The organism is Sinorhizobium sp. NG07B (assembly GCF_002532005.1).
Lineage (GTDB): Bacteria > Pseudomonadota > Alphaproteobacteria > Rhizobiales > Rhizobiaceae > Sinorhizobium > Sinorhizobium fredii_C.
Map to the genome: position 1 here is coordinate 1 of NZ_NWTD01000024.1, position 15,106 is coordinate 15,106.

Sequence of the window (15,106 nt, forward strand, 5' to 3'; positions counted from 1 at the left end):
GCTGCGCTTCATTCTCTGGTCCTCTCAATGGGCCAGAGCTTACTTCAAAATGGATTATTTCAACGGGGCAAGGTCAGGTTGAACCATTGGAGCCTGCCCGGAAGACCGATCTCCCGCTACTCCCATGCAGGGAGGCCGCCGGTGCCCCAATCATCCGATCTTTTTTAAGCCGACTTGGCCCTAGCCATAACGACGCTTCATGGCGGCACGCCGTAGCATGAACGTCCGTATCTCATTGTCAGATGTTTCCGGCCACTCTGATTTAACCCACTGGAGCCAAAGCGGCATCGCTCTCGCCATCATCGGGGCGCAGTCGCTCAAAGCGTAGCAGTTCAGTTTCTTGCCATTCCTCTTGGATTTCTCCTCGACCATTGTGGAGGCAAGTAGAGGCAACTGCGGCCATCGCGATCACCCAGAGTGCGTTTGCTTCAGCGCCGAAGTACCAAGCGGCGGCAAATGCCGCTGATCCAGTCAAAAGCTGCCTCAGCTCGGCTGAAATAGGTGATTGGGCGGGAATCCCTTAGATACCTTCCACCAGCGAGTCACCTCAAAGTACATAAGGAAGATGGTTGACCAGGCGATAGCACCGAGCACATGCGACGTCGCACCGAACGCCCACGCCAGGATGAAGACAGCCGAGCACGCAAGTCCTGTCAATATGCGCTGACGATTGATAGAGATAAAGCGCCGCATAACACCCCCCAACGACGGCTCTATGCTAGCAAGACGCATCACGCTTTGCACGCGCTGCGCGCGTCTGGCAAGGCAACTCGAACTCGCCGCGCCAAATCCCGGCGCCGTTAGAGCGCGCTGCCCGCTGCACGCCAGCGTATGAGCCCTTGCTGTATCTTCCCCAATTCACCGCATTGCCGCTTTCGACGAGCCAGCGATTGACCTCGCGGCCGTCGGCACGAAAGCACACGCCGACGAAACGGTCGTAGCGGTCGCGATCAAGGATCTCGCAGCGGGTAGGGCGGGGCGCGGCGAGGAAGCGTTCGAGTGCGAATGCTGCCTCTTTGCCACAGCGGTAGCTGCCGCCGTCTCCATCCTCGCATTTTCGCCAGCTCTCCGGTGCATCGACACCGTGAAGGCGAATGCGCTGGCCGCGGATCTCAATGGTGTCGCCGTCGATGACGGTTGCACGGCCGGTAATGTGGGCGGCGGAGTGGGCGCGGTCGAGGGGAAACGCGGCAACGGCGGCCGCCAGGAGCGCAGGAACGAAACGTCGAGATTTCATTTTGAAGCTCAGAGACGCGCGGAAGCGCTGACCTGCGGCACTGGCGTCGGCCCCTCACTCATGCGCATCTCGACTATCTGCAATTCCACATGCAAGCCCCGATACGCGGCTTGGCGAACCGTCTCGTTGAATATGCGCATCGCTTCGTGCAGGTTTTCCGCAGCTTCCCGCTGTTCTTCTGTCATTGTCGTACGAGCCTCGTCATTCGTGCGCTGACGTATCGTCTTCGACAACGCCGCCGTCAACTCGGTTGGGCCGATGCTCCATGCAAAACCAGCTGGGCGCGGCCTTACCGACCGCAAAGCCCAGGCTGCCCCACTTTTGACATTCGGGGCGCTCGCAGTAGTGGACGTATGGGCCAGCCTCGAAATGCGGCTTCGCGCCTTGCTCATCGCTCATTGGCTTTGTCCCGGCGACGGCCGAACTGCTCTTCGAACGCTTGCTGCCAGTTTGAATGGCAAGAGCTCCCGGCGTGCTTCAACTGCTCGAAGTGGAATCTTTGCAGCAACGCCGCTGAGATTATGTGAGCCATTTCGCTGCGGGCGCTTTCTGCTTTCGACCGATCCTGGTCGCATGCGGCCCGGCGCAGCTCGATCGGTATCGAGTAGAGCGTCTGTGTAACGAAAGGCGTGATCGCCGGAGAGCGCAACACCGACGCGATGTCGAAAATGGCAAACGCTCGAAAGGAATCGGCAATAATAGCGGCAACCTCCTGCACGCCGCGGACCTCGACCGGATGGCGATATTGATCCAGGCCGGCGAAGCCCCGCCGCTGATGGGATTTCAATACGGCAAGATCTACAGCAATGAGGCTCTCGATTTCATCTGCAAGTGTTCGCATCGGCGCACCTTTCCTAACCGCAAAGCGGTCTTATCGGCCCCCTTGTTGTCAGATTGGCGCGCCGCAGCGCCGATGAATGTTCTTATTATGTTCTCATGCGCAGCAGAGTCAATGTGCACCATCCGAATACCCACGGCGTTTACTGCGGCCGACCCATACCGTCGGAAAGGGCAGGTGGCTGGGCGACGTAAACTCCCTGCGTCAGTTGCTGCACAGATCGGGGAACCGACTTACCGTGACTTTCGTTGAACGCAAATTAGGCGTCACTGAAATAGTGAAGGAGACACAATGAAAAGGTCCGTCGGTAAGCTACTCGCGATAGGCTTGATCGGGACCAGCACGTGGGCAGCAATCCCTGCCGTCCCGTCAGCGCAGTCTTTGGACCTGTATATCGGACCCGGTGGACCGGAGCTGCGGGAGCGAAGATATGATGATGACGACGATTATCGGCGCTATCGCGGCTGCAGCGAGCGCCAGGCTATTCGTCGTGCTTACAGGCTCGGAGTTCATGACCCCGAGATCCAATCAATCACAGGTCGCGAGATTGCCGTTGAGGGAATAAGACGTGGACGCTTTACGACCGTGTACTTCGCTAATCGTCCCGGCTGTCCGCGTAGGTTGAGATTAGTGGCGGATACGTCAGCGGTTCCTCAGGTACAAAAACACGCGGCGTTTCCAGCGACGCCACTTGAAACCACATGACGAAATCAGCCGCAAAGAGTCGGATTGCACCCTCGAGAAGGCCGCCAACGGTGCCACCAGACCCGATGCCGGCGCGCGTTGACCCCTGTCTCGCAATGCTCGTCGATCGGCCACCACCCGGGCCGGACTGGGCCTTCGAAGTGAAATGGGACGGCTACCGGCTTGCCGTCCACATCGAGCCCAGTCGCGTGCGCATCATAACGCGAGGCGGCTACGACTGGACGGATCGCTTCCCCTCTATCGCTGCCGAGGCGCGGCTTCTTGGGCTGAAGACCGCAATCCTCGACGGCGAGGCGGTCGTACTCGACGGGCACGGCCGCTCTGACTTCGGCATGCTCCAGCGTGCCCTCGGCCGCCTGCCGACTACGCAAGGGCCTGGCGAAATCATCCTCTACACCTTCGATCTCCTCTATCTCGATGGCTGCGACCTGCGCCGGCTACCGCAACGAGAACGGCGACGCTTGTTGGAGCAGGTCGTACCCGTTGACCGAAATGGCGCAATTCGCCTCTCGGAGGAGGTGCCCGCGGACGGGGATGAGTTCCTGCGTGTCGCCTGCGCCCACGGGATCGAGGGCATCGTCGCGAAGCACCATGAGCGCCCCTACCGCTCCGGCCGACGTCCCGACTGGCTCAAGATCACCTGCACGCGGCGCGACAGCTTCGCGATCGTCGGTTTTGAACCATCGACCGTGCCTGGTGCAATCGGCCGGCTGCTGCTGGCTGCACGACGGGGCGGTGAGCTCGTCTACGTCGGCGGCTGCGGAACCGGATGGACGCAGGCAGAGTCGAGGAAGCTACGCGAAGTGCTGCAGGAAATCGCGACGGACTCGCCAGCGGTGAAACTGAAGCGGAAGAGCGCAGTATTCTGCGTGCCAGTGCTCGTCGCTGAGGTCGAGTATCGCGCCTGGACGGACGAGGGCAAGCTGCGGCATCCGTCGTTTAAGGGGATACGGGAAAGGGCGGACGATGCGACGGTATATGAGTTGAAATAGCGGCCCGCGAAAGAGGCGGACCCGCAGGAGCGATCGGCGGCGTGACAGTCTCCTCGGAAGCAGATGTCGCACAAAGGGATCTCGGGGTTCGTGGCCTCCCACCATCGCATCGGGCTGCCACAATGGAGGCACTCGTCTCCGCGCGCGCCAGCTCCGCCAGCACGACGCATCGCTGCCTTTTGGGCTCCCGCTTCCGGTTTAAGCGCATCGTCGCGTCGCTTTAGCTCGGCTGCCCGCTCTTCGTCAGTAAAACCGCTCACCTACGCACTCCCCTCCGTCTCACTCCCCTCGTACAAATCACGCAGGGGCAGGAAGCCATATCCCTCCTTACGACGCTGCCCGGCCATATGCAGCTACACTGGAACACCTGCATCGCAGCGCTAATGGCGGTACGGGCCATCCATCTAATCTGGCCATGGCATGCAAGCGCTGCATCAATACGCGTGGCGAGCGTGACTGGCTTAGCTACGCGTCCTGGCGACGCGACGAGTTTTAAGAACTCCGAGCGCACCTTGCCACCACCAGCCGCCAGGCTGCCGGCTCACCACCGGATCAACGCGCTCCCGGCCACGGTTCACACTGGCGCCAGCCCTTCGCTCTTCGTGGGCGAGGGGACTTTTCTGTCATGCGTACACCCATTCATCGGCGGTTCAGCCTCCACGGCGCAATCTCATTAGCACCGAGGAGGATCCCTTCATGAGCAAGTTCTTATCGGCCATCACAGCCGCGGTTTTGGCTGCGTCATTCGCTTTGCCGTTAAGCGCCACGCCAATCTCCGCGCATAGGCTGGAGCACTTGAAGACGGGCTCGGTTGAGCAGGTCAACCACCGACGCAATTGGCGAGACAGCCATTGGAACAGGCGGCACGCTTGGCGCTCATGCCGCTACTACGGCAGGTGCTTCCCACGCTATGACTACAGCCAGAGCTACGGCTACCGCGACGATTACCGCTACAATCGGCGACCGGGCGTCAATATTTACTTGCATTTCTAACGACCGGCGGTTGCATCTTCCATTAGGGAGGGTTTTTTTTCCGCCTCGCCGCGAACTAACCCATTTGGGCAGCTTTTGCTGGCACGAGATGCGATCTACCCTCCTGACGCGAAGATCTGGCGGAGAGGGGCATGCGTTACCGCCCACACCCGGGCCGTCCGCAGAAACGGTCTGTACTGTCCTATCCTGGCCTGCTGATCGGCGCTCTTGCTGTCGGTGCAGCCGCGGGCATGACCGCGGGTGACCTTCTTGCCTCACTTACTGGCGGTTCTGCTGGACCCTGCGATATCAAAGGCAATATCAGCATCGACACCGGCGAGCGGATATTCCACGTGCCTGGTCAGAGATTTTACTCGCAGACAAAGATCAGCCCGCAATATGGGGAGCGTTGGTTCTGTTCGGAGTTCGAGGCTTGGGCCGCGGGGTGGCGGAAGTCGAAGGTGTGACGCGATGCCGTCCATTGATGACTATTGCAGATCGGACAATCCGCTGGTGATCGTGAACTTGAGCCCGGTACTCGGATCAAAACTAACGTCCTCGGCCGGGTAGACCGCGACATAGCCCAGTCTCGTGAATCCCGACACCGTCTCTTGCGGGTCGCTGTGGACAGTGTCGTTGGTAAGGAGCACCCGCTTCTCTTGTTCAATTCCCTGGACGTATTTCTGAATTTTTGCGAGGCTCGGCCCATTCGCTACAGGCTCGAAAGGATCGTGATAGTGCGGCCAGTTCTCCTTCGCCCATGACTGTGCACGCACGGCAACTCTTTCCCGTCAACAGTCGCAAACCATGAGCCTCGACTACCCTTAGCTTTTTTGGTGGACATCTTAGATCCTCTGAGTCGTCATTTTAACGAGCGACGCGACAGGCCGTTGGCATTTTCACGGTCATGATCATCGGCGCAAAGCAAGCATAAAACGTAAAAACCATAACAAAATCAACGGCCAGTGGCGGAGGAGGTGGATTCGAACCCACGGTACGCTTTCACGCACGCTGGTTTTCAAGACAGTGCCTTAAACCACTCGGCCACGCTTCCTAGAACGGTTTTCAGGCACCCGGCCGCAACTGTGGCTTGCCCCCGATAACAGATCGGGACGTCGTGATTGGAGCAGGAGGACGCGTCGCGTCGGATTTGTCCGCTTCGCCACGGTCTTGTTCGGCGAGCCACCTCGAAGCACATCCACTCAAGCCTTTGAACGACACGGGAAAAAAGATCTGCCACGCTCCCGGCCCGACTGGCACGATATTTGAGTCTCCTTAGAGCGGGGCGCTGGCGACCTGGTGACCGCAAGTGCTCTGCCGAAAACGGCCGAGCGCAATCGGTGGAGTAAGGCTCCATCACAATTGTCTGCGCCTCGCGATGTCACGTCTTGACGTGCTCGAACGGTCACCGACGGTGGGTTGCGCCGATTGTGGCGCGCTTTCGAAAGAGAGGAACGAGTATGAAGAAGCTTGTATTTTCTGACCTTGAAAAGCGCATCTCCGCTATCAGCGAAGAAGACGCAACGTACAGCAAAGGCAAGATTATCCTCGCCTAGGCTGTAGATCCGGGGGCGAAGTCAACGCGCGACTTCGCCCTTCCTTTTGAGCGAGGCATCTCGTGGAGTATGCAAAACCTTTATTAAAGCGGTCCCACCATGTTCTCGTAGCAGAGGACGGGAGCATTTGTATCGGTGAAATACCCGGAAAATCAAAGATCATCCAGTCTCCTCCCCCTTGGGTTGCAGTTGTGCTGTCGAGGCTCGACGGCGAGCACACAATACCGAGGATACTGAAGGAGCTTAAGGCAGAACATTACGACGTCACGGATGGTGACGTGCGCGATTTCGTCTCAGCCCTTGCTGGCTTCGGACTTATTGAAGAGAGCTCTCGATTTTCCAGCTTGCTGAGCTCAGAGGAGATCGAGCGCTACGACAGGCAGATGCTGCAATTTTCACTCATCGACGAAGATCGGGTAGATAATGCGACAGCCTATCAAGAGCGGTTAAAGCAGGCCCGTGTGCTCGTGCTGGGAATGGGGGGTTGGGGAACATGGTGCTCCCTCCTCCTTGCACGATCCGGGATCGGCGCATTGCGGATCGTGGATGGGGACGATGTCGAGCTTTCCAATCTCAATCGCCAGGTTCTCTACAACACCACTGATCTTGGGGCACGAAAAGTAGATGCCGCGGCCGCAAACGTTCGGAAGCATAATCCGCATGTTCGCGTTGAACCCTTTTACGAGTTTGCCCTACCGGATCGTGTTCGCTTGGGAGAGCTGCTGAAAGGAGTTACCGTTGCAATTCTGGCTTGGGCGAGCTTGGGGTACTATCGCAAGGACAGCGTCGAGAGGATAGTCCACGAGATCGCTCGCGATCGGCAGATCCCGGTGATCGAACTTGGCGGTGACCCGCTCGATATATCGGTCGGTCCAATTTATCTCAATGACGGCAGCCACCCCTCATTCGAAGACCTGCGGCGCATTTCTCAAGACCGATTCTATAGTGATGACGCACTGGTTAGAAGCTTCCAGGAAGCCCGGCTGAAAAATGAGTTCGCCAACGGCAATCGCAGCGTCAATGCGTGGCAAAGCTCACCATCGTTGGCGGTAATGGCGGGTCTTGCAGCCGACCAGGTCCTGAAACTTATTACAAAGTACGACAACTGCAATCTCGTGGGGAAACGATTCCACATGTCGTTAAGGACATACGCGACGCGTGAAGAGGTGCTTTTTGAGCAAGATTGAATCGCTACGCGAGACGTTTGACGTCGAAGGGTTCGTCTATTTCGACCTATCCGAATTCCTGCCCGGCTTGCCGCGGATCGCCGAGGGCGTCGAGAGGATCGAGGATCGCTTCTGGTCAGCAATCATCAAAAATCGAGATGGTGTGGCGGATTACTATCAGGACAGCCGGGCAGCCGCTGCTCACGAACTGGCAATCGCCGATTATACAGCTGGCGAATTCTCCTATTCGTTCAAGCGTTTGGAAGACACCCCAACCAATAACCGAAACCCCATATTTTGGGGTGTGAAGACACTTTTGTCGTCGGAACCCATGTTTGAGCTCTTGAAGCAGGTCACAGGAAGACAAGCCACGGCCATCCGGCAATTCTACTTCAATAGGTTTGACGAAGGGGAGTTTCTATTTACGCATACAGACCCGGGCCAGAGTTTCGGTCTCGTTCTTAACCTGTCGAAGGGGTGGGAACCGAACCATGGCGGTCTCACGATGGTGCAGACCGACGATCGCAAAGCGATTAGAGCATGTTTGGTCCCGACCGAGTTTCAGGCGCTGATCTTTGATACCAGCGCCCGCTTGATTCCGCATTTCGTCTCGATGGTCACTGCTCGGCCGAGGGCAAAACGAATAGCAGTAGTCGTCAGATATGACGCGGAATAATAGGGCGACCTTTGATATGAGGTCCTTGCTGGCCCTGCTGGCCGGGGGAGCCGTGGTGTTGATTTGGAGCACAGCGTTCTCCCTTTCTCGCGAGGCAATCAAAGACTTGGGTGTTTGGCCCTTTCGCTTTTACAGTCTACTGGCGGGCCTTCTTCCAATAGCTGTATTCCTTCCTAAGAGCATGCGGGAGCTTCGAACAGCGTCAATCGAAGAACGACACAACACGCTCATCGTTGCAGTCATCAACGGGTTCGTCGTGTCGACGGTCAACGTGATAGCTCTTGCATTCTTTCCAGCGCCGGCGGTTCTGACGTTAATGTACACGATGCCCGCCATTACGAGCCTGATCGAGATTGTGTCGGGAAAGCGCCTCCATCCGTTCGCAATGCTTGCACCCATCGTAGCGGTCGTCGGCGTATTGTTGTACATCGGTGGCAGCAGCTTCGGGGCGGGTGCGATGCTGGTTCTGATCAACGCGAGTGCCTGGGCTTTTGCAACAATCCTGGCAGGAAGGCCATCCCACTCAATTTCCGGCATCAGTAGGGTGGCGTTGCAATGCATATTGGCTTTCGTCCTGAACCTCCCTTTCTTCTTCATTTTCACGGTGGTGCCAAAAGGATCAATTCCACTTCCAAGCTGGAACGATTTGCTAGCTATTCTCTATTCGGGTGTGCTGAACGGTGCTGTCGCGTTTTGGCTTTGGTACTACGCAATTGCCGGCATCGGCGTCGGCAGGGCCGCGTACTTGACGCTGCTCGTGCCAGTAGCAGGAAGCGTTTTCGCTTCAGCTTTTTTTGGAGATGAACTTGGCCCCCGGCAGGTTCTCGGCATCGCTCTTGTCTCCGGCAGCATGCTTCTGAGGGTTTCTGTCCCGCGATGACGCCAGCCTCCCTGTCATGAACCTTGGTCCTTGCTGGCCGAAGAATGCCGATCTCCTATCTCTTTGAAATACTGCAGTTGCATAGGTGGTGCCAACGGCTTGCGTGGGTCTTCTTACACCGTTGTTGGAAGTGTTTGACATGGAGATCGGCACGTCTGATGCCGGACCGATCTGGACGAAGTTTAGGCGCGACGAAACCGCACGGTCTTAAAGTCGACCTCCGTAAGCCGAGATCTCTATAGAAGCGGCTTCGGCATGGGGCGGGAGATCAGAATGGACGATCCGGGCGGACTTCCACACTCGGACGGCAACGGGCTTGATGCCGCTGACGACAAAGGATGCCCTAACCGTTTGTGCAGCTATTGCCGACGGACGCTTGCCGGCATGGGTCATCCCTGTCTTGCCTCGCTCCCCGTCAAACCGACAAGGTCAGGCCTGAAACTTACGCGTGAAATGGGCGGGATGCCGGTGGTTGCCGAAATCGACGCGCGCGCGTCATCACCCGCCACGATTGCACGAGCGTGCTTTCTTCGATCGCTGGCGAAGTCGCCGCAACTCGCCGTCAAGACGGCCATCCACGGCGGCGAGGCTTTCACCCGGTCCTGATCATTAAACGAAGGACATCAGGCTGTCTCACTCCCGATTGAAACAGCCCGATGAGCTTTCCGGCAAGCTCATCGGCTCGGTCGCTTGTAATTGGAATGCGTCGGACCCCGATTTCCTCATCGAGGATGCTTTGGAGCAAGTCGAGGTCGTCAGGCGAGAGGGGAGCGTTATAGGAATCGTTGCCAGAATACATTGCGCAACTCGCTTAGTCGGGGCGAAAGCGCAGAACTTCCAGCCAGCGGCGCCCGTGTAACCAGCCGCTGATAAGAGCAATGTACGCCCTATTGGCAGGAGCGCAACACAGGGGACCCGTTCAGTCACGTAGCGTACAAAAAAGGCCGGGCTGAACCCGGCCCTGCTGCCGCCAAAGGCAATACATCCGTGGACAATGGCTATAAGGTCACTGGTAGTCGCCGATCATGGCGAGATTCAACAAAGCTGTGGCGGTGTAAGTGGTCTTTGCAACAAGAGGCGTCGGGTATTGCTGGCAGCGTCACCCCCCGTTCCGTTAGTCCAACAGGAAAGTGGAGGTTGGCACTCGAAGTGCCGCCGCGATGCGCCTGAGCTTGTCTGGGTCGACATCATCACCGAGTTCAATCCTAGTGATTTCCGCGCCAGTCAGTCCGCAGGTCAATGCAAGATCCTCGATGCTGTATCCAACCGCTTCGCGAGATCGCCGAACAGCATCACCAATATCAACGTAGCCCTGCTTCGTCACAGGCGCACCTGCATTGTTTGCTGAATTTGGCATGGTTAACTCCTTCGATCATGCGCCATAGGGAAACGGCAACCATAGTGCACGACAAACAGATTATGGTGCAGTGCAACATGATTACCTTAAGTATGACAATTGAAAGGCAGGCACCGCATGATCCGACTACCGTGGTGATGACCATTTTGAGAAGCTAGGAACTTTTTGACGCCGGCATTGCCAAACGCGCGAAGCTAGCTCTCAACACCGTTATAGGAGCTGCCATCCCGAAAGCTCCCGGGCCAGGCTAGTCTACGCTCGCGAGTGAGGCGGATGTGGATCGCTCCCTTCCCCTGAAACACTGCCAGGTCAGGGCAAGCCGAACCTCTATTGTGCGGCGGCGGGAATAGTGCGCCTGCGCATGCCGGCGAAAGTCGCTCGCCGGGCCTGCTCAGACATGAGCTTTGCGTCGAATTGAATCATTGTCTGCCACGTTGCATTGAGCGCGGGCTTTCTTTCGCCCTCGATCTCCACTGTCACGTCATAGATAATCATCAGCATGCTGGCGGCGCAGAAGCGGGCGTCGGCCATGGTGAAGCGGCCGCGCACGCGTGCGCCGCACTTGACCGGCGCCATGAAGCGAACTTTGTCGAACCCATAATTGATGCCCATCGTCAGCTCGCGGATCTTCGGCAGGCAATTGTAATTCATCGCCGAGAGCAGCGAGAGAGACAGGAACCATTCGCGCTCGTGCCGCGGAATGATGTCTCCGTTGCTGCGCGTACCGGGTCGGTGTGAATGAACTGGAGTCTCCCGTCGCCTCCGCGAAGTTGTCGATGGTCTCTTGTGTCACGGTGATCCAGTCGGAGACGCCGATCTCCTTGCCGATCAGGTCCTTGACATCGGAGAGCGAGATTTCTTGCGGCATGTAGTTATCCTGACAGGGCCTCGAGCCGAACTGTAGTTGTTAGGCGAGGCTCTAGAAGAGCGGCGGTACGATTTTAGGAAGCTATCCGCTCAGCTGCCTGACGCCCAACGGTCGCGGTCCCCGCCGCTTGTGCGTCGCGCTGCGGTTGATCACGACGGGGGTCGCATGGACCTCCCTCCGCCGACTTTTAAGTGACTGAGATAATGATCCTGGACCAATAGCCATTATGGAGACGGACGGCATCGTACCTATGGGAGCATGCAAAACTTCCTTCCTTTGTTCTTTACTTCATCTTGTTCTAATAGCACTTGATCAGGTTTGATAAATTGATTGTTTGGATGGCACCGATCCACATTCTCGATATATGGGGGCGCCCTGTCTTTTGCAGGTCTTGATCTCGGCTCGGCGGAGCTCGCGGTGCTGCCTTCGCACCGACGTCGCCCGTCGTGGGAGCCAAGAGGCATGGTAATGCAAGCGAGTTATTCTCGGATGCGGTACGTTGAGGGCACTGACGCATTTGTTCGGCGTAACCGCCCGCATTTAGATCCAGGCTATCATTCGCTTTGAAGGCATGCGCCGGGGGTCCAATCGCGGGTTCAAGGAGCTTTCAACGTCTCATGTGGGGACGCGGCCATGTCGCGTTGGGAACGCAGGACCGCACCACCTCCTTCAGTGTAAACAAGCGTGCTGGTGACTTCCCACCTCACGAGGGTTGTTAAGGTTGACCAGCGGTCAATGGGCCACCTGGCCTGGATTACGCTGTCTGCCTCCTCCGCTTGACGTGCCGGCGGGGCGCCGGACACCCACTATTTGCTCGTCACGGGGCCTGGCAGTGCCTGTACAGCGGACTGGCAGATATTCTATATAGATTGTCAGTTCATCGAAATACCTCCAATTTAGAATGCGCTAAATGGGCGTGGCGAGCTTAATGCGCTTGCCGTCGTCGCAACACGAGGCCACAGGCGGGCCTAAGCGTCGGAACAGGATCCTTTCATGCTGGACTTCGCAGCCTCTCGGAAACGAACAAGCCCAGACGTCCCTACACCTCCCGTTGGGGCGCTTTTTCAGCACGAAGGGACGATAGACAGCTGCGTCATGCCGGCGACCCGGATCCGATGGATGTCATCCGCAACTTTTCCGCTGCGCTGCATCAAAGCGCGCGCGTCGTGCACACCATGGTGCCCAAGGGGTGGCTGGAGAAGGGCTCGGGCCGGGACGAACGGCACGGACTTGATGAATGTGTTCCGCTGAATTGGGATGCGGCGTTTGACCTCCTGTGCAATGAACTCTCCCGCGCCGGCTCTGGCTCCATCTTCGGCGATTGCTATAGCTGGCAACGCGCCGGCCGCTTCCATGCCGAGCGTTATCCATCGCGCCATGAACATCGCCTGTTCCGACGGTGTGGGATCGGTCACCAGCTATTCCTGCCGCCTATTGCAGGCTCTGAGCCCCCATATCCTGGGCGACCACGAGGGCCTGCCAAACCGGTTGCACTGCACGGTGATCCGACTGCGCCTTGACGAAGTGAGCAATAAACTTGGTCGTAAGGTCGACACCTCCGAACTCCATTCAACAGCAAAAAGGTCTTTGCATGCGCTCTAACGTGCGGTGGAAATTGTGTTGGGAAAACGAGTTGCAACTCTCCGACCATGTCGAACTCACGGACTTCTTTCGAAGGACCTATGGACCGACGGGGGCGTTTAACGCGAAGCCGTTCGAAGGCAGTCAAAGCTGGGCCGGGGCAAGACCTGAGCTTCGTGCCATCGCCTACGATTCCAGCGGTGTAGCGGCCCACATGGGCTTGCTGCGCCGTTTCATCAAGGTTGACGGAGTTGACCTGCTGGTGGCTGAACTCGGCTTGTATGGAGTACGTCCGGATCTCGAGGGACTCGGAATCGCCCATTCGATCCATGTCATGCTTCCAACACTGCAAGAGCTTCAAGTTCCATTCGCTTTCGGTACCGTCCGCAACCAGCTGCGGAAACACATTGAGCGGTTCGGCCGACACGGCCTGGTGACTGTTATGTCTGGGATTAGCGTACGATCCACGCTGCCACACGCGCGTATGGACCTGCCGCCCACGCGCGTCGAGGATCCTCTTGTCATCGTCCTGCCTGTCAGTCGGCCGCTCTCCGACTGGCCCGCGGCCAAGATGATCGACCGGAACGGGCCAGAGCTATGAGCCACCTCGACTGCTTGTCCGAAGAGCCGACGCTCATTGGCGAGCTCATGCGGTCTCGCCCGCGGCCCAAAGTCGGTGGCCAGCGGGACCGACGGCGCATGCCCCGGTCGGCGGATCTGCCGGCCGTCCGTTTGAGTTCTGGCAATGACCTTCTTCCAATGGAGCCGTCGATCAAGCGCTTGGCTGGCATAGATCCGCCCCGTGCTAACGGACATGCGGTTTAAGGGCCGTGATCTAAATCTCGTCGTCGCGCTCGACGCCTTGATGACCGGGGTAACGTCACGGGCCGCGGCACGCAATCTCAGCCAGCCGGCCATGAGTGCGGCCGCCGCCCGGCTACGGGCCTATTCCCAAGATGAGCAGTTGCTATAAATCGCTCGGTGCGAATTCGGCGGAAATTATGGTCAGTCCGAGCCGCGCTTCAACGCAATTAGGAGACGATTTTGTCGGCTGCAAGGAACTCCTGTCAAGCAAGTCCTCAGCGGCGACAAGGCTCTGCGCGGACATCTGGCACTATCGCGGCGCGATTGGAATGCATGCAGACCTCTCGTCAGGTCCTTTGAAATTGAAACCAGCAGGAACGATAAAAGCAGCAATAGTGAGCCTGGAGAATGCATGATGGAAAATAGCGCCGGTAATGCCGTTTTTCGATATCGTGGTTCCACGTTCGATAGCATGATCGAAACGCTGGGAGGGGTTTTCGGCACATTCAACGCCGAGCTTGTCGGCCGTGTTCAAGAGTTCCATTGGGGGATCGATCTTTCAGCCTCTGAGAGCGCAGTATTGATTACGGGTCATCATCAGACAGGGTTTCAGTTCCGCGCTGAGTGGTGTGCCGGTGCAACAGAGCACCTATCGATCGTAGTGCCGCGCAGAGGTGGCATGGGGGTCACGTACGGTTCGCGCATGGCCGGGGCCGAACCCGGGAAATTGCTTCTTTACAGGAATTTCGAGCCTGACGGCATCTCAATGCACGGGCAGTCCAATCTGATAGACGAGTTGGTGCTTAATTGGTCGTTGATTCAACGGACCATTGGCGAAACTTTCGACGTGCCGTTCAATGGCTCGCTCGACCTGTTGCCCGAAGTGGACCTGTCAATGCCGGTCGGTAGGACTATCGGCAATGTCACTGAAGCGATAATCAACGGGATCCGCGATAATGGCCCCCTCATTCGGTCCCCCGTAGCGATGGCCCATATTACGGAGGCACTCGCCGACGTGGTAATAAGGATGGTGCCTCATCGGTTGTCGCATCTACTGAATAAGAAGCCTTCCATGATTGCTCCCGGACATGTGCGCCGCGGGATCGAGTTTATGTGCGCCAATATCAACAAGCCGATTACAATGCCAATGGTGGCACATGCAGCGGGTGTTTCCACCAGAGCACTCGAAGCGGGATTTCGTGCTTTCAAGGACACAACGCCTGCAGCCTATCTACAGATGCTTCGGTTACGGGCAGCGCGAGAGGACCTCCTCGATCCAGAGAACCATATGCTTTTGCGGGAAATCTGCCTGAAATGGGGATTCTTCCAGTTCGGGAGGTTCTCCGCAATTTATAGGGCACACTATGGAGAAAATCCGTCCGAAACACGGAGACGCGTTAGCGGGTTGCATTCTCGTAGGTCCCCCGGACAGGGCGAATGATGAAGGCCCTCACGCGCAAATAGAATAATCGGA

At 57.7% G+C, this 15,106-nt stretch carries 17 protein-coding genes and 2 pseudogenes; 11 read left to right on the top strand and 8 right to left on the bottom strand.

The window, feature by feature from the left end:
- Positions 1 to 718: 718 nt before the first annotated feature.
- The 4 genes from CO664_RS28945 to CO664_RS28955 are packed head-to-tail and all read right to left on the bottom strand — an operon-like array spanning position 719 to position 2,078.
- The gene (locus CO664_RS28945; protein WP_097527942.1) at positions 719 to 1,237 is read right to left on the bottom strand and encodes a thermonuclease family protein; all 519 of its coding nucleotides are present in this window, start codon (positions 1,235 to 1,237) and stop codon (positions 719 to 721) included.
- 8 nt (positions 1,238 to 1,245) lie between these two features.
- The gene (locus CO664_RS30915; protein WP_176536709.1) at positions 1,246 to 1,422 is read right to left on the bottom strand and encodes a hypothetical protein; all 177 of its coding nucleotides are present in this window, start codon (positions 1,420 to 1,422) and stop codon (positions 1,246 to 1,248) included.
- A gap of 16 nt (positions 1,423 to 1,438) precedes the next feature.
- Complete coding sequence (locus CO664_RS31500; RefSeq protein ID WP_097527943.1) at positions 1,439 to 1,636, bottom strand: hypothetical protein; 198 nt, start codon at positions 1,634 to 1,636, stop codon at positions 1,439 to 1,441.
- A complete protein-coding gene (locus tag CO664_RS28955) occupies positions 1,626 to 2,078 on the bottom strand; it encodes a hypothetical protein (protein WP_097527944.1) in 453 nt (150 codons plus the stop codon). Before CO664_RS28955 ends, CO664_RS31500 begins: the two co-directional genes overlap by 11 nt.
- Positions 2,079 to 2,776: 698 nt before the next feature.
- Here CO664_RS28955 and ligD point away from each other — a divergent pair.
- The 3 genes from ligD to CO664_RS28975 all read left to right on the top strand — a co-directional run bounded on the left by ligD (position 2,777) and on the right by CO664_RS28975 (position 5,211).
- Positions 2,777 to 3,772 (top strand): non-homologous end-joining DNA ligase, encoded by a 996-nt coding sequence (ligD, locus tag CO664_RS28965; protein ID WP_234820198.1) that lies wholly within the window; start codon positions 2,777 to 2,779, stop codon positions 3,770 to 3,772.
- Between the two features lie 696 nt (positions 3,773 to 4,468).
- On the top strand, positions 4,469 to 4,765 hold the full coding sequence (locus CO664_RS31505; RefSeq protein ID WP_097540685.1) for a hypothetical protein: 297 nt from the start codon (positions 4,469 to 4,471) through the stop codon (positions 4,763 to 4,765).
- Positions 4,766 to 4,896: 131 nt separating this feature from the next.
- Positions 4,897 to 5,211 carry a succinoglycan biosynthesis protein exoi gene (locus tag CO664_RS28975; protein WP_097527947.1) on the top strand — a complete coding sequence of 105 codons (315 nt, stop codon included), beginning with the start codon at positions 4,897 to 4,899 and terminating at the stop codon, positions 5,209 to 5,211.
- Between the two features lie 21 nt (positions 5,212 to 5,232).
- Here CO664_RS28975 and CO664_RS28980 read toward each other — a convergent pair whose 3' ends face one another.
- Positions 5,233 to 5,520: a hypothetical protein gene (locus CO664_RS28980; RefSeq protein WP_097527948.1), complete on the bottom strand. Its 288-nt coding sequence runs from the start codon at positions 5,518 to 5,520 to the stop codon at positions 5,233 to 5,235.
- A gap of 684 nt (positions 5,521 to 6,204) precedes the next feature.
- On the opposite strand from CO664_RS28980, the gene CO664_RS30490 reads away from it, so the two are divergent.
- The 5 genes from CO664_RS30490 to CO664_RS30495 all read left to right on the top strand — a co-directional run bounded on the left by CO664_RS30490 (position 6,205) and on the right by CO664_RS30495 (position 9,628).
- Entirely contained in the window at positions 6,205 to 6,300 is a 96-nt protein-coding gene (locus CO664_RS30490; RefSeq protein ID WP_103451140.1) for a pantocin A family RiPP, read from the top strand.
- A gap of 62 nt (positions 6,301 to 6,362) precedes the next feature.
- Complete coding sequence (locus CO664_RS28990) at positions 6,363 to 7,487, top strand: ThiF family adenylyltransferase (RefSeq protein WP_234819664.1); 1,125 nt, start codon at positions 6,363 to 6,365, stop codon at positions 7,485 to 7,487.
- On the top strand, positions 7,474 to 8,142 hold the full coding sequence (locus CO664_RS28995) for a hypothetical protein (protein ID WP_097527949.1): 669 nt from the start codon (positions 7,474 to 7,476) through the stop codon (positions 8,140 to 8,142). Before CO664_RS28990 ends, CO664_RS28995 begins: the two co-directional genes overlap by 14 nt.
- A 16-nt stretch (positions 8,143 to 8,158) precedes the next feature.
- On the top strand, positions 8,159 to 9,022 hold the full coding sequence (locus CO664_RS29000) for a DMT family transporter (protein WP_210201052.1): 864 nt from the start codon (positions 8,159 to 8,161) through the stop codon (positions 9,020 to 9,022).
- A 273-nt stretch (positions 9,023 to 9,295) separates the two neighbouring features.
- Positions 9,296 to 9,628, top strand: a complete 333-nt coding sequence (locus CO664_RS30495; protein WP_141471824.1) for a hypothetical protein — start codon at positions 9,296 to 9,298, stop codon at positions 9,626 to 9,628.
- Positions 9,629 to 10,136: 508 nt separating this feature from the next.
- Here CO664_RS30495 and CO664_RS29010 read toward each other — a convergent pair.
- From CO664_RS29010 to CO664_RS29020, 3 genes and pseudogenes are all read right to left on the bottom strand, one after another.
- Entirely contained in the window at positions 10,137 to 10,379 is a 243-nt protein-coding gene (locus CO664_RS29010; RefSeq protein WP_028003524.1) for a helix-turn-helix transcriptional regulator, read from the bottom strand.
- A gap of 327 nt (positions 10,380 to 10,706) precedes the next feature.
- A pseudogene (locus tag CO664_RS29015) lies at positions 10,707 to 11,247 on the bottom strand (MaoC family dehydratase).
- 1,064 nt (positions 11,248 to 12,311) lie between these two features.
- Entirely contained in the window at positions 12,312 to 12,662 is a 351-nt protein-coding gene (locus CO664_RS29020) for a hypothetical protein (RefSeq protein ID WP_141471826.1), read from the bottom strand.
- A gap of 176 nt (positions 12,663 to 12,838) precedes the next feature.
- Here CO664_RS29020 and CO664_RS29025 point away from each other — a divergent pair, with 176 nt between their 5' ends.
- The 3 genes and pseudogenes from CO664_RS29025 to CO664_RS29035 all read left to right on the top strand — a co-directional run bounded on the left by CO664_RS29025 (position 12,839) and on the right by CO664_RS29035 (position 15,073).
- Positions 12,839 to 13,429, top strand: a complete 591-nt coding sequence (locus CO664_RS29025; protein WP_097527953.1) for a NodA family N-acyltransferase — start codon at positions 12,839 to 12,841, stop codon at positions 13,427 to 13,429.
- Positions 13,430 to 13,642: 213 nt separating this feature from the next.
- Positions 13,643 to 13,789: pseudogene (locus CO664_RS29030) on the top strand (LysR family transcriptional regulator); the annotation flags it as partial.
- 255 nt (positions 13,790 to 14,044) lie between these two features.
- Complete coding sequence (locus CO664_RS29035) at positions 14,045 to 15,073, top strand: AraC family transcriptional regulator (protein WP_097527954.1); 1,029 nt, start codon at positions 14,045 to 14,047, stop codon at positions 15,071 to 15,073.
- Positions 15,074 to 15,106 lie beyond the last annotated feature (33 nt).

Coding starts and splice junctions, on each gene's coding strand:
- CO664_RS30490 (WP_103451140.1), top strand. CDS start 6,205: ATGAAGAAGCTTGTATTTTCTGACCTTGAAAAGCGCATCTCCGCTATC.
- CO664_RS28975 (WP_097527947.1), top strand. CDS start 4,897: ATGCGTTACCGCCCACACCCGGGCCGTCCGCAGAAACGGTCTGTACTG.
- CO664_RS29000 (WP_210201052.1), top strand. CDS start 8,159: ATGAGGTCCTTGCTGGCCCTGCTGGCCGGGGGAGCCGTGGTGTTGATT.
- CO664_RS29035 (WP_097527954.1), top strand. CDS start 14,045: ATGATGGAAAATAGCGCCGGTAATGCCGTTTTTCGATATCGTGGTTCC.
- CO664_RS28945 (WP_097527942.1), bottom strand. CDS start 1,237: ATGAAATCTCGACGTTTCGTTCCTGCGCTCCTGGCGGCCGCCGTTGCC.
- CO664_RS31505 (WP_097540685.1), top strand. CDS start 4,469: ATGAGCAAGTTCTTATCGGCCATCACAGCCGCGGTTTTGGCTGCGTCA.
- CO664_RS30915 (WP_176536709.1), bottom strand. CDS start 1,422: ATGACAGAAGAACAGCGGGAAGCTGCGGAAAACCTGCACGAAGCGATG.
- CO664_RS29025 (WP_097527953.1), top strand. CDS start 12,839: ATGCGCTCTAACGTGCGGTGGAAATTGTGTTGGGAAAACGAGTTGCAA.
- ligD (WP_234820198.1), top strand. CDS start 2,777: ATGACGAAATCAGCCGCAAAGAGTCGGATTGCACCCTCGAGAAGGCCG.
- CO664_RS29010 (WP_028003524.1), bottom strand. CDS start 10,379: ATGCCAAATTCAGCAAACAATGCAGGTGCGCCTGTGACGAAGCAGGGC.
- CO664_RS30495 (WP_141471824.1), top strand. CDS start 9,296: ATGGACGATCCGGGCGGACTTCCACACTCGGACGGCAACGGGCTTGAT.
- CO664_RS31500 (WP_097527943.1), bottom strand. CDS start 1,636: ATGAGCGATGAGCAAGGCGCGAAGCCGCATTTCGAGGCTGGCCCATAC.
- CO664_RS28955 (WP_097527944.1), bottom strand. CDS start 2,078: ATGCGAACACTTGCAGATGAAATCGAGAGCCTCATTGCTGTAGATCTT.